At 63.1% G+C, this 13,599-nt stretch carries 11 protein-coding genes; 5 read left to right on the forward strand and 6 right to left on the reverse strand.

What is annotated here, in order from left to right:
• Nucleotides 1-8: 8 nt before the first annotated feature.
• Complete coding sequence (locus tag AAFO92_RS10010; RefSeq protein WP_347534595.1) at nt 9-1,193, forward strand: site-specific integrase; 1,185 nt, start codon at nt 9-11, stop codon at nt 1,191-1,193.
• Nucleotides 1,194-1,227: 34 nt separating this feature from the next.
• Here the strand turns inward: AAFO92_RS10010 and AAFO92_RS10015 are convergent, their stop codons facing one another.
• Nucleotides 1,228-2,280 (reverse strand): hypothetical protein, encoded by a 1,053-nt coding sequence (locus tag AAFO92_RS10015; protein ID WP_347534596.1) that lies wholly within the window; start codon nt 2,278-2,280, stop codon nt 1,228-1,230.
• 767 nt (nt 2,281-3,047) lie between these two features.
• Between AAFO92_RS10015 and AAFO92_RS10020 the strand changes: the two genes are divergently transcribed.
• From AAFO92_RS10020 to AAFO92_RS10035, 4 genes are all read left to right on the forward strand, one after another.
• The gene (locus AAFO92_RS10020; protein WP_347534597.1) at nt 3,048-5,906 is read left to right on the forward strand and encodes an AAA family ATPase; all 2,859 of its coding nucleotides are present in this window, start codon (nt 3,048-3,050) and stop codon (nt 5,904-5,906) included.
• Nucleotides 5,903-7,207: a restriction endonuclease gene (locus AAFO92_RS10025; protein WP_347534599.1), complete on the forward strand. Its 1,305-nt coding sequence runs from the start codon at nt 5,903-5,905 to the stop codon at nt 7,205-7,207. Before AAFO92_RS10020 ends, AAFO92_RS10025 begins: the two co-directional genes overlap by 4 nt.
• A gap of 243 nt (nt 7,208-7,450) precedes the next feature.
• A complete protein-coding gene (locus AAFO92_RS10030) occupies nt 7,451-7,819 on the forward strand; it encodes a helix-turn-helix transcriptional regulator (RefSeq protein ID WP_347534601.1) in 369 nt (122 codons plus the stop codon).
• Nucleotides 7,819-9,051 carry a HipA domain-containing protein gene (locus tag AAFO92_RS10035; protein WP_347534603.1) on the forward strand — a complete coding sequence of 411 codons (1,233 nt, stop codon included), beginning with the start codon at nt 7,819-7,821 and terminating at the stop codon, nt 9,049-9,051. The genes AAFO92_RS10030 and AAFO92_RS10035 overlap by 1 nt, the downstream gene beginning before the upstream one ends.
• Nucleotides 9,052-9,201: 150 nt before the next feature.
• Here the strand turns inward: AAFO92_RS10035 and AAFO92_RS10040 are convergent, their stop codons facing one another.
• From AAFO92_RS10040 to trbL, 5 genes are read right to left on the reverse strand one after another with little or no spacing between them, the layout of a single operon-like run.
• Entirely contained in the window at nt 9,202-9,456 is a 255-nt protein-coding gene (locus AAFO92_RS10040; RefSeq protein WP_347534605.1) for a DUF2274 domain-containing protein, read from the reverse strand.
• A gap of 1 nt (nt 9,457) precedes the next feature.
• Nucleotides 9,458-10,594, reverse strand: a complete 1,137-nt coding sequence (locus AAFO92_RS10045) for a TrbI/VirB10 family protein (protein WP_347534607.1) — start codon at nt 10,592-10,594, stop codon at nt 9,458-9,460.
• On the reverse strand, nt 10,591-11,565 hold the full coding sequence (gene trbG, locus AAFO92_RS10050) for a P-type conjugative transfer protein TrbG (protein ID WP_347534609.1): 975 nt from the start codon (nt 11,563-11,565) through the stop codon (nt 10,591-10,593). Before trbG ends, AAFO92_RS10045 begins: the two co-directional genes overlap by 4 nt.
• On the reverse strand, nt 11,562-12,251 hold the full coding sequence (trbF, locus tag AAFO92_RS10055) for a conjugal transfer protein TrbF (RefSeq protein ID WP_347534611.1): 690 nt from the start codon (nt 12,249-12,251) through the stop codon (nt 11,562-11,564). Before trbF ends, trbG begins: the two co-directional genes overlap by 4 nt.
• Nucleotides 12,248-13,597 carry a P-type conjugative transfer protein TrbL gene (trbL, locus tag AAFO92_RS10060; RefSeq protein ID WP_347534613.1) on the reverse strand — a complete coding sequence of 450 codons (1,350 nt, stop codon included), beginning with the start codon at nt 13,595-13,597 and terminating at the stop codon, nt 12,248-12,250. The genes trbF and trbL overlap by 4 nt, the downstream gene beginning before the upstream one ends.
• Nucleotides 13,598-13,599 lie beyond the last annotated feature (2 nt).

The following is a 13,599-nucleotide window of genomic DNA, read 5'->3' on the forward strand; positions in this document are numbered from 1 at the left end:
GTAACCCCATGGGTACCATCATCAAGCGAAAGCGCAAAGACGGCACTGCCTCCTGGCTTGCCCAGATCGCCGTTCGGCGGGCTGGAAAAACCGTCTGGCGCGAGAACCGGACCTTCGAGCTGCGCTCGACCGCCGCGGCCTGGATCGAGAAGCGCGAGAAGGACCTCGCCAAGCCCGGCGCCCTCGAAAACCTGCCCATCGGAGAGACCCGCCGCCGCGAAGTGACCCTCGGCGACGCAATCGACAAATATGTGGAAGACAGCGCGAAGGCAATCGGTCGGACCAAGGCGCAGGTACTGAAAAGCATCAAGGAGTTCGACATCGCGAACAAGCTCTGTGCCCAGATCGACAGCGCCGACATCGTGGCCTTCGCCAAGGAGAAGCTGAATACCGGTGTCTCGCCGCAGACCGTGGCGAACTACCTTTCCCATCTTAGCGCGGTCTTCACAGTGGCCGGCCCGGCCTGGAACTATCCGCTGGACGAGCGCGCGATGCGCAATGCGATGATCGTCGCTAAGAGGCTGGGCCTGACCCAGAAGAGCCGCCACCGCGACCGGCGCCCCACGCTGGATGAACTCGAGCAGTTGATGGCGCATTTCCTCGACCGCTCGATCCGACGCCCCTCCTCTGTCCCCATGCATCGCGTCACCGCCTTTGCGATCTTCTCGACCCGGCGGCAGGAAGAGATCACCCGGATCAAATGGGCGGACCTCGACACGGAGGGCAAACGGATCCTTGTGCGCGACATGAAGAACCCCGGCGAGAAGATTGGAAACGACGTCTGGTGCGACCTGCCCGATCCGGCGCTGGCAATCATCGAGGCGATGCCCAAACACGCGAGCCAGATCTTCCCGTACTCCACCGATGCGATCAGCGCGGCCTTTACACGGGCAACGCAGTTTCTGGGGATCGAGGATCTGCGCTTCCACGACCTGAGGCACGAAGGCGTCTCGCGCCTGTTCGAGATCGGCTACAACGTTCCACACGCGGCTGCTGTTTCCGGCCACCGATCATGGACGTCGCTCAAGCGCTACACCCACCTGCGCCAAACCGGCGACAAGTTCGCTGATTGGAGCTGGAATGCGGAAGTCACCACGCGGGATCCGAGGCAGCGCAAAAGAAACCCCACGCGGTCGGGTTCTACAGCCAAACTACGGACAAAACGGGTTCGACACCCCGGAGAAGAAACATGAGTATCGTCCCTCAAATTTCTGTAATAAAATACAATTATTCGTCCGGATACTGCCGTCGATAGCGCTCATCCGGCGCGACCCACCGCTCCAGGAATTCCAGCGGATCGAGCGTTCCCATCATGGACCGCGCAAGATCAAGCCGAGAGGACAAGGCCTGGCGCCTGTCGGTCTCGACGTCGGCAAGTCGCTCTTCCGCCTCGCGAAAGAAGCTTTCGATCGACATTGCGGCGGACCATTTCTGGATCACTTCGGATAGTTGTTCGCGGCTTTGGGCAAGGGCCTTGTCCGCGTTGCGTCGATCCTCTTCGCGCTTCCAGCGTTCCTGCTGTTCAGCCCATTCGCGTTGCTTGCGGATGGCCGCCGCCTCGGCTTCTGCAGTCTTGGACTTGAGGTCCGGCACGACGGCTTCCAGCTCCTTCACGATCCTCGGGAACATGGACGACAAGTTTCGCTTAGGCGTCTCTTGCCATATCGCCGACCACTCTACGTCCCGGCGCGGCGCGTAGGCGACAAGCCGGAAGCGCCCGGACGGAACATCGTTCTCGGTCGTCCAGGAGTGGACCAGCTGGTGTGGTCTGGCGGCCTTCACGACCGCACTGTCGTCCCGCACATACTTGCCCTTAAAGTATCTGAGCGTGACCCGTTCGGACATTTCCACGAGCGCAAGACCGATGGGAACCTCGCCGATATAGGCGACGGTTGGGCGGTGCGGTGCCCAAATCCGTCCGCAGGAATAGCGCGCGTATTTGCGATCCTTCTCCGGAACCTCCCGCTCTTCGATCTGCGCCCGAAACAATGGTTGATCAGGCGGCGCGAAGGTCACGCGATACCCTTTCCGCTCGAACGCATCGTAGAGTGCATTGGCGAGGTCCAATGCACGCGGCAGCTGCGTCTCGGACGTCACGATGTCCGGCAGGAGGAGCTTGTAGGGTCGAAGAAACTCGTACTCGTCAATCTTGCGCGTCTTCCGATAATGCGGCTCGACGCCGCGAAGGATCGGATGCCGGGCATCCTTGCGTTGCCCGTCACGACTAGGTGACGACACCGAAGATCTGGCGGCAGGCGTCACAGGACGCGCGAGCGGCATATCCGCCGACCAGACAAGCTGATCGCCTGGCTTTGCTGGCGGGAGTGGAGGTCGTGGAGCGGCCTTTCCGACCGCCTTCTTCTGCCAATAGCCAGCGGGAGGCCGAGGCACAGCCAGAGACGTACAGACCCGGGCGAGATAGGAACCAGATACACCATACTCGGCCGCCAGGTGGCTGATGGGTGTCGACCAGACCTTTTGGTAAAGTTCTTCTCTCGTGACTTGTCTGGAGCGGGACACAGTGGTGGTGGTGTCGTCGGGCAACTCTTTATTCTCATAAATTCGGCCCAATGGGACGTTTGCTAATCAGCCCCATACGGTGCCGCCAACTCAGGTTACATCTGTCTGAAATACCGTCTATAATTCCGATATCCGAAGCTCAAGACGCGAAACATAATGATCACGATCGCAGACAAAATCATGAAGCGCATCCGCGCACGGGGTCGTGGAAAATGGGTGTGCGCTGCCCGAGACTTCCCTGATCTTGGCGGCCGGGCTGCGGTCGATCAGGCACTCTCGTGCCGTGCCAAGGCCGCAGACATGCGCCGTGCCTTACCGAATGGCATCAAGAGCGACCTTGCCCGCAACAGTGCAAGCTTACCTGGCTTGGCCGTTCCCTTGGCCCGTAGCCTTATGGATCGCGGAGAGTTGGCAAGGTATGACTGGGGGCTTCGAACGTTTTTTTCAGCCCCTGAATGTTGGGAATTTTGCCGACCAGCACATCCCCGTAGGATGCTGCACACAGATAAATAGTGAAGGGCCCTAATTTGAAGGATGAGAACGAATTCAAGGCGTGGCTGGAACAAGGGGGCGCACAAACCGAAGCGGGGCGAAACTCGCGGACCTATGCCGTTCGAACGATAGAGCGAAATCTCACTGCACTTGGCATGCCCTATGAAAACCTAGAGGAAGCTTGGAAGGCCGATCAATTTTCGGGGCTCAGAGACCGTCTCAAAGCCATGCGTGACGATGCTCGTTCAGGGGGTGAAGACTATCGAATCCTGATGCCCGATTCAGAGAAGCCGCACAATCGGCTGTCGAATTGGAGCAGCTGGTTGGCGCAATACGGTCGGTTCATAGCGGGGGAGCCGCCGGGCGCAGCGAAGGATGCAGATCGCATTCGCCAGCACGTGCTGGAACAGTATATCGAACCGGCCCGTGAAGAAGGTGTATCCCATGTCGACGTGCTCGTTCGTGACGTCAACACGGCGCTCAATCTGAATGAAGCCTGGCCAAACATTTGTCAGGCTTTGGCGGGCAAGATTTTTCAGGACCTCGCACAGGTCAGCGCTCCGGAACGGATCGGGGCTGACCAAAGCTCGGCCACGGTGTTTCGTTTCAACTTGGAAACGACAAGCGTGAACCTTAGCGCACTTGAGAAGCTGCGAAGACGGTTCCTGGACCTGTGCCCAGATTTCGAAACCTTCGAAAACCCCGGCGAGGGTTGGGCGAAAGGTGAGAAGGCTTACAAACTGGCGGCAATCGAGCGGGTTCAAGAAGCGATTGCCACGGATACCCAAGATGAAACACTCGGGAAATCAGTGTTTGAGATCTTGAAGACCGCAGCGAAGGATGGGCCGTTCGTTCGCTGGCAAACGGAAGACGCCATCACAAAGAACGCTCCCGACACATCGGCGGATTTTTATGCCACGATAGGGAGGCTGCTTCGCACTGATGAACCAGCCGCCACCGCCCTCAACAAAGCATACGACAGTTTCGTTGACCTACGAGAGCGTGGGGCAACATCGCTGACCTACGGTGAGCGCTTGAACATCGTGTTCTCATCCTTGGCGATGGTGCGTCCGACCGAAGCAGCACCGCTAAAGATCACCCGCATCAATGAAGCGTGGGAAGAGCTAACCGGCGAGAAACTCTTCGTGGAGTCGACTGCCAATATGCGTGTCGACTATGGGCGCTTCGCAAGTGTCTTCGCGGAGCTCTTTACTATCATGGGGGATAAGTGGGCATGGCGACCGCAAGACTGGCTCGACATTCAAGGGTTTCTTTGGATCGCGCTAGACAAGACCACTCAAAAACCATTTTCGAATGACCCTGACGTTGCTGGCGGTCAAATGACCGAAGGAGCCCGAAACATGCTTCCCGAAAATCTGATCCTGTTCGGCCCGCCTGGCACCGGAAAGACCTACCGTACGGCGGCCGAAGCCGTAGGGCTATGTGGGGAGGAAGTGCCGGAGGACCGCGACGTTCTCATGGCCGTCTACCAGGGCCTGCTGGCCGCGGGACGGATCGAATTCGTCACCTTCCACCAATCCATGGCCTATGAAGAGTTCGTCGAGGGCCGACAGCCGATGACCGGCGCGGATGATAGCGAGGACACATCCTCGGCCGGTTTCCGGCTGGAGACGGTGCCCGGTATTTTCAGGCGCATCGCGAAACGTGCGGAGACCAGCCGTGGACATGTATCCGACGAGGAGATGGTACGTGTTGAAGGCCGCCAGGTCTTCAAGATGTCGATCGGCGAGGCGAACAACCCTGAGGACGCGCATCTCTTCGAGGAGGCGATCAAGGGCGGCTACGCCCTCCTTGGCTTCGAGGACATCGACTGGTCAGACGACAAGTTTGCGAACCGCGAAGCCATCATCGAAGCCTGCAAGGCGCAGGGCCACCACAACGCCAATGTGGATGCGCGGTCGGGTATGGTGCAGATGCCGTTCATTTTCCGGAACTGGGTCCGAGACGGTGACATCGTCATCGTCTCGAAAGGCAATGGCCTGCTTCGAGCCATAGGGGTGTTTAGCGGCGGCTATGAATTTGCCCCCCGCCCCGAAGGCGGGTATGCCCATCGCCGTGCTGTCCGCTGGCTCTGGATAGACCGTGAAGGGGTTCCTGTCGGCGAAATCTACTCCCGGAAATTCTCACAAAAGTCGATTTACGCGCTCTATGATGCCGAGCTCAACGTGCCGGCCCTGGAACGCTACATGAACAGCCAGCAGAACGAGGGGCCATCCGAACCCGAACCTTTCGTCCTGATCATCGACGAGATCAACCGCGCCAATATTTCCAAGGTGTTCGGCGAGTTGATCACTCTCTTGGAGCCTGACAAACGGCTCGGCCAACCGAACCAACTGAAGGTGCGCCTTCCTTATTCCGGGGACGAGTTCGGTGTTCCGTCGAACCTGCATATTGTCGGGACAATGAACACGGCAGACCGCTCCATCGCCCTGCTCGATACGGCGCTGCGGCGGCGGTTCACATTCCGCGAAATCATGCCCAATCCGACAATTCTAACGGAGGCTGCGGCCCGCACGGGCATCGATCTGCCGACCCTTCTGACGATCATCAATGAACGGATCGAGTACCTCTATGACCGTGACCACCAGATCGGCCATGCCTATTTCACCGGCTGCGACACCCGAGCGGATGTGGACGAGGTCATGCGGCACAAGGTGATCCCGCTGCTCGCCGAGTACTTCTTCGAAGACTGGGGTAAGATCGCCGCGGTGCTGGGCGATCTGGATACGCATGACGGGCCGATAGAGGGCGGCTTTCTGAACAGGGCCGTCCTGAAGGCACCACCGGGGCTCGACAATGGTGAAGCGATGCCGCGCTTCCGGTGGGACGTGCGCGAAGTGAGCTTCGATTACGCGCGGCTGCTCGGTTCATGATCCGCCGCACGCTCCGCGAATGGCAGCGCATCGGCTATGGCGATGACGACACGACCATCCCGCCCGCCGAGGCTGATCGCATTGCCGGCGTTGCGGCACGCTCGAGCTTCGCGGGTCGTGGCGGCGAAGGCGTGCTCGAACACGGCCGCAAAGGGTTGCGGGCGCGCGGCGTGGTCGGCGTGATTGCCGCGCCGGGCTGTCAGCTGGAGATCCTCCCGAAGATCGAGGGCCTGGGAGAACACGAGACCACGGACGAAGCCCTTCGTCGCCGCCTCATCCACATGCTGGCGGTTGTTCACGATCTGCGGATCGATGCCGGATCGTTGGCCCAGCTCGGATGGCAGAAGGACACCATCCTGGAATTGTTGATCCGGCTGTTTTGTGCGCGCCTCATGGAAGCGGTGCGCATGGGACTGCCGCGCCGGTATGTGGATCACGCAGACGACCTCCCTGCCCTGCGCGGCAGGCTCGACGTCACCCGGCAGTTTTCACGCCATGCGGTGGCGCCGCAAAAGCTGGCCTGTCGCTATGATGACTTGTCCTCTGACATTGCGCTCAACCAGGTGATGCGCGCCGCCGTGACCCGTTTGCAGCGTGTGGCTCAGGCCCCCGACAATCAGCGTATCCTGCGCGAGTTGGGCTTCGCCTATGCGGACGTGACCGAGGTTCCTATCCCTGCGCTGCGATGGGACCAAATCATATTGGATCGGACCAATCAGCGGTGGCGCGAGCTTCTTTCCTTCGCGCGGCTCCTGCTTGGGGATCGGCATCAGCAGACCAGTGCCGGGGCTACAGATGGTCATGCGCTCTTGTTCGAGATGAATGCCTTGTTCGAGCAATATGTTGCCAGACTGGTCACCCGTGCTCTGGCCGGAAGCGGTTACCGTGTCACAGCGCAAGGCGGGCACCGTGACTGCCTGTTCGAAGCGGGTACGGGGCGGTTTCGGACCAAGCCGGACCTCATCATCCGGCAGGGGGATCGAACCGTCCTCGTCATCGACACGAAATGGAAACGGATGGCGCCGCGCATCGACGACCCGAAGCAGGGTGTCAGCCAGGCCGATGTGTATCAATTGATGGCCTATAGCCAGCTCTACCGCTGCCCGGAGGTCATGCTGCTCTATCCACACCACGGTGATTTGCCGCCCGAGCCGATTTGTACCCGCTACGCAATCGCCAGCGACGGTGCCGAAGAGACCCTCCAGGTTGCGACCCTGGATGTCACCGGCCCTGCACATGCGCATATCGAAGCCCTGAAACACCTGTTGGCGCGGACCTTGCCTGCCGCGGTCGCAGCCTGAGCGCTTCTCAGGCAAGATATACGCGCGGCAGAGACGTCCGGTGCGACCTGCCCGACCCACCGCCGGAGATCATCAGGGCCACCAGACCTTTCACGTTAAATCGGACAAAAGTCCGCTTTGCACCTGTTACACCGGATTATATTCCGCCTCGCGGTGCGTTTTGTTGACTTCTCATGTAAAACCACCTAACACGGACAAAATTACGGATACAGCAGCGCAAGGCGGAGTTTTCTCCGATCAAAAATGTCATCATACCAGGTTCAGACCGCCCTGAAACGACTTGGCCATGACATACGTGTGGCCAGGAAGAAGCGGCGCATGTCCGTCGCAGATTTCTGTGATCGCCTGGGTGTGACCGACAAGACGCTTGCCAAACTCGAGATGGGCGATGGCGGTGTGCGGCTCGAGACAATGGCCATGGCACTCATGGTCCTTGGCGAGCTCCACCGACTCGGCGAAATTCTGGATCCGGCGAAAGACGATACCGGCCTGGTCCTCGATCAAGCCCGCCTGCCAGAGCGGATCGTCAATCGCCGCAGACCGTCCTCCGGCAGATCGGCCACCACGCAAGAGAGGTCGGATGAGATCGATGACGAAGGGAGTGCTTTCTGATGGCCGTGGCGCGTATCGCTCTCGGGGAAGGCCTGGTTCCGGTCGGCCGTCTGATCTTCGAGACGGATGGGCGGCGCGCGCATTCCACTTTCCTCTATGACCAGGACTGGCTCGATAACCCGCGCGGCTTCGATCTCTGCCCGCAAATGCCGCGGGTGAACACGCCCTATCACGCCAGCTCCGGCGGGCGCGAAAGCCGGAAGCGTGATGTTATCGCCGGACCCTTTGCGGATACCTCGCCGGACAGCTGGGGCCGTAAACTGATGCGTCGGGTTCTGGGCGAGGCGGCAACCGAGTTCGACTTCCTGACGGCATGCGACGATACCGCCCGCCAAGGCGCGCTGCGCCTTTTGCAGGAAAACGGTGAGCCATTCCCGCGAATCGGAAAAGCCGTCCCGCGCCTGGCTGATATCGAGGACCTGCTCAAGATCGCACAAAGGTTCGAACGGGACCCGGCAGGCGCGGAGCAAGATGCGCTGGATCTCGTTGGCGCCGCCGGCACGCCGGGCGGGGCGCGACCGAAAGCCAACGTGAGGGATGGGGACCGGCTTTGGCTCGCCAAGTTCACCTCCATCAACGACACATGGCCGGTGGAACGTCTCGAGGTGGCGACGATGAAGCTCGCCGGGCGTCTTGGTTTGCGTACGCCGGAATGCAGGCTCGAGTTGCCCGGCAGTGCGCACCCTATCGGGCTTTTCAGCCGTTTTGATCGCCGAGGCGGCGGCCGGGTCCCCTATATCTCCGCGCGCACCGCCTTGGGCAAGGTTGGACATGCGAGCGGCTTCTACACGGATATTGCCGATATCATCCGCACCATTTCGGCCCGGCCCGGCGATGATCTGCGGGAAATCTGGCGCCGCATGGTGTTCGGGATCCTTGTCACCAACACGGATGACCACCTGAAGAACCACGGTTTCATCTATGCGGGTCAGAACCTGTGGCGTCTTTCACCGCTCTTCGATGTCAATCCGCAGCCCCGGCGGCATGCCCAGATGGAAACCGGGATCAGCCCGATCCATGGGCATGAGCCGGACATTGCTGTCGCAATCGACGCGGCTGAGTTTTTCGATATCAGTGCGCCGGAAGCCCGAGCCCTGGCCCGGGATATGGCACAAGTTATCGGCAACACTTGGCGGGACGAATTGCGCCACCAGGGGCTTGCTGGCGCGGGGTTGAATGCCTGCGCTCCGGCCTTCGAACATGAACGGATGGATGCGGCACTCGGGCTGTAGCCCGTAGAATTTCTTGAGTCCCCTCGGATACATTGGCATCAAGACCGTTTGGAGGATGTGCCCGCCTTTTAATTGCAAGAGGACAACCGAAGAGGGCCATAAGCGCTTAACATTGCAAAATCGCTCTTTCTCCAATTGCGGCCGAAGCAATCAAGGAGGCTGTTCCTTGGCTCGGTTTCGGTCCTGACCTCCCCCGCGCCGCGCTTTCGCAAACCCTCGGTCCGTCGCGATGAACCGTTCAAGCATGGGAACCACCAGCTTCTTCGGTTCGACCGGTCCCTGCCCTGCTTCGCGCCCGAGGATTTCCCCATAGGCGATCAAGTCCCGATGGAGCTCAGCTGGCAGTTCCACGGTCAGCTTCACCGGCTTCTCGTCCGGGATCGGACCGAGTTTCAGCTTGGTCATGTCAGCCTCCGGATGGCGCGAAGACGAGATCGCGCGTGACGATCACGCGGACCGGGAAGCCCGGGCGGATGGTGAGGGTCGGCGGGACCTCCAGCTGGCGTTGGACGATGCGCTGGCCGGCCTCGTTGATCGTGTCCAAGGCCCCGTCGCGGAGCGCGCGGGCGAGGCGGTCTTCCTCATCGGTGGCGAGTTCCGCACCGACGGCCAGCAGGGTCGAAAGCCCCGCCGCGCGCAGGATGCTGGCCCAGTGATTGTCGACGCGGTCCTCGAGACCGGCATAGCCCGCGGCATCCGCCCCGGGCTGGCGTTCGAGCACGAGGGACCGTCCATCGGGGAAGATCAGCCGCGTCCAGACCAGGAGCACGCGGCGCTGGCCGACAGTGACGCTGTCGTCATAGGCGCCGATCAGGCGGGTGCCTTGCGGGATCAGGAGCAGGCTGCCGGTCGGGCTGTCATAGACGTTCTGGGTGACCTGCGCGGTGATCTGGCCCGGCAGGTCGGAGCGGATACCGGTGATCAGCGCGGCCGGGATGACGGAACCCGCCTGCAGCAGAAAGGGCGATGCCGGTGGCTGCAGGCGGTCAGGGGCGACCGTGCGCCGGTCGATCGGCCCGGTCAGAAAGGTCTGGCGTGGATCGGTTTCCGGGGTAGCGGCCAAACCGCCCCCCGGTGCCGCAGGCGGCATCTGAAACCCGATGGACTCGGCTGTCCCAGGGCGCGTCTGGAAGAAGAGGTCGCTGACACGGGCGGCCTCCAGTTCCGCGAGGCGCTGCTGCTCCGCTGGGTCCATGGTGGGCGTCGCGAGGCTTGGAGCCGCGATGGGCTGGCCCCGTTGCTGGGCGTCGAGGATGCCGCCACCTAGGTCGCCTGGCAGGGGCGGTCCGAGCCGTGGGATCGCATCATAGCTGCCGGGCAAATCGCGGAGACCATCGGCGGGCTGGCGGCGGTCGGTGGTGATCAGCTCTTCCGGGGCCGCAGTCCGGTCCGGACGTTGCAGCCCGTAGATCAGCGCTGCGCCGATCCCGATGCCCGCGACCACGCCAAGCCCGATGATGACCTTGCGCGAAATTCGCGTCACCCGCGGCGGGTCGACACGCAGGCGCATGGCGGCGGCGGTTTCACTCGGTGCCCCGCTCATGTCCCCTGCCCCAAGTCCTGCCGCACTGCGGTCGCTTCGGTGTCGGGTTCGATCCTTACAATGCGGACCACTTCCTGCCGAGGCCCGCGTCCGAGGCGCAGTTCTGCCGCACCGAAGAGCCGGTCGACGATCAGCACATTGCCGTGGATGCGAGAATTGACGATTTCCAATTCGCCATCGGAGCCGAGGACAAAGAGCGGCGGCATCTCGCCCTGAGCGATGCCGCGCGGGAATACGACGTAAGTAAGGCGTCCGTCATCGAAGACCGAGACCGGCCGCCAGGGCGGATTGTCGCCCTGCAGCCCGTAGCGATGGTTGCGGGCATGTGCGGGCGGGATACGCGGCGTGGTCGGCGCGACGCGCGGGCTCTCTGGCGCACGCGGATAGGCCCAGGAGATGGCGGGCATCCAGGTCTCCTCGGAAGCATTAAGTTCGATCAGATAGGTGCGCCGGTCGGTTGAGATCACGAGGTTCGTGCGGATGTCGGGCCGCGTGGGTTTCACAAGCACGAGAACGCGGGTGTCGCTGCCCGCGCCGCTTTCGGTGTCGCCGATGATCCAGCGCGCGGTGTCGCCGGCTGCGATCGGGCCGGTCCCGGCCAGACGTTCGCCGGGTTCGAGCGCGATGGTCGTGATCTGGCCGGGGGCCGCGTAGACCTGATAGAGCGCGCCCTCGGACCAGGGGTAGATCTGAATCGCGTTGTAATACCCCGCCTGCCGCGGCTCGACGCGGGCGGCGGCATTGGCATTGCCGACCTGCGCGACGGGAGTGGTGGCGGCCTCCCCACCCCGGCTTGGGGTCCAGGCGGGCGGGACATGGAGTGGGCGCGGGCGGTCGTCGGGTGCCGTGGCGGGCGGTGACGGCAAGGGCGGAACCGCCTCGTCATAGGCGAATGCAGGCGGGCGATCGCCAGCGCAGGCGGCCAGAAGTGTGGTTGCCAGGAGAACGGTGGGCAGGATCGGTCGGGTCATTGGCTCATCTCCCGCGACCAGTTGATCGCGTTGACATAGATTCCGAGGGGGTTGGCGCGCAGGCGGTCCGCCGTGCGCGGCGGGTCGATCACGATGGTCAGGATCGCGGTCCAGCGCTCGGTGCGGGCGAGTTGGCCGTTCTCGTAGTGCCGCTCGGACCAGGCCACCCGGAAACTGTCCGGCGAGGCGCGGATGACGCTCGAGACCTCGACGGAGACCTGGTCCTCACCCACCCGCGTGAAAGGGTCATTGGTGCGGGCATGGTCGTTCAGCGCCAGCGCGCCCCGGTCGGTTGTGAACTCATAGGCGCGGAGCCAGTTCTGTCGGACCACGATGGGGTCGGCCGGCAGGCCCCGCACCTCCTCGATGAAGCGGGCGAGATGCCAGGCGATCTGCGGATCGCTCGGACGATACCCGGCACTTGCCGCGTCCACGGCGCGGGCCTCGCCATGGCGGTCGATCTCGACGACGTAGGGCACGACGGTGCCGCGCGCTGATTGCCAGACCAGCGCCGCGGCGAAGCCACCGGCCAAGATCAGACAGCCGAAGGCCATGAGGCGCCAGTTCTTCGCCTGCACCCGGGCGGTGCCGATGCGCTCGTCCCAGACCTGGGCGGCCTTCTGGTAGGGAGTCTCGGGTTCGGGGGTCTTGCCGTAATGGACGGCGGCGCGTTTGAAGAGGCTCATGGGCGGTCACTTTCAGACAGGGGGACGGAGGCGCCGGAGCCGGGGCTGTCCCCGGCGCGCAGCGCATGGGTGGCCGCAGATACACCGTGGCTCATGGCCTGGCTGCGGCGCATGGAGCGTGCCCAGGCCGGTGGACTGCCTGCGGGGGTGGAGGTGGCGGTCGAGGCCCCTACCACGCTGCTCATGGATGAGGTGCCGCCGGTTGCGGCGAAGCCAGCGCGGGCACCCTCGGCATGGCTTGCCTTGAGGGCCTCGGAGGCCGCGGCGCCGGCCCGGCGCAGGGGCGAAATGGCCGCCGCGCCCCCTGCCCGGGCCACGCCGCCGAGTCCGGAGGCAATACCGGCGACCCCGGACTGGCCCATCGATCCGATGCTGTAGGCGGTGGAAGCGGTGCCCGTGGCGGCAGCGGCGCCGCGCGTCGCGGCGGCTCCACCCGAGGCGAACGCCCCTGTCCCACGGGCGGCGAGCATGGCCCCGCCACCCGCCGCGACGGCCGCACCGCCCACGGCGAGTCCGGTCCCGACGGCAGCGCCTGCGCCCAGTTGCGGCCCGCCGGAGACGAGGCCGGTGGCGATGCCGGGGCCGAAGATGCCGAGACCGAGCAGCGAGAGCGCGGCCAGCACGATCGCCATGGCCTCGTCGATGGTGGGCGTCACGCCGCCGAAGCCGGCGGTGAACTGGCCGAAGAGCGTCGAGCCGATGCCGATGATCACGGCCAGCACCAGCACCTTGATGCCGGAGGAGACGACATTGCCCAGCACCCGCTCGGCCATGAAGGCGGTCTTGCCAAAAAGGCCGAAGGGGATCAGCACGAAGCCCGCGAGCGTCGTCAGCTTGAACTCGATCAGCGTCACGAAGAGCTGCACGGCGAGCAGGAAGAAGGCCAAGAGCACCAGCGCCCAGGCAAAAAGCAGGCAGGCGATCTGGATGAAGTTCTCGAAGAAGGCGACGAAGCCCATGAGATCGGCGGTGGACTCCAGAAGCGGGCGCCCGGCATCGAGCCCGGTCTGCGCCACGCGGCCCGGGCGCAGGAGATCGGCGGGCGAAAACCCGGTGCCGGAGGCGAGCAGCCCCAACCCCGCGAAGCTGTCGAAGACGATGGCGGCGAGGCTGTTCCAGTTCGAGATGAGCCAAGCGAAGACGCCGACGAAGAGGGTCTTTTTCACGAGGCGGGCGATGATGTCGTCATCTGCCCCCCAGGCCCAGAAGAGTGCCGCCAGCGTCACGTCGATCACGATCAGCGTGCTGGCGATGAAGGCCACCTCGCCGCCCAGAAGCCCGAAGCCGCTGTCGATGTAAGAGGTGAAGACCCCGAGGAAGGTGTCGATGACGCCGGTGCCGCCCATGG

This window comes from Roseovarius sp. CAU 1744, assembly GCF_039839345.1.
Lineage (GTDB): Bacteria > Pseudomonadota > Alphaproteobacteria > Rhodobacterales > Rhodobacteraceae > Roseovarius.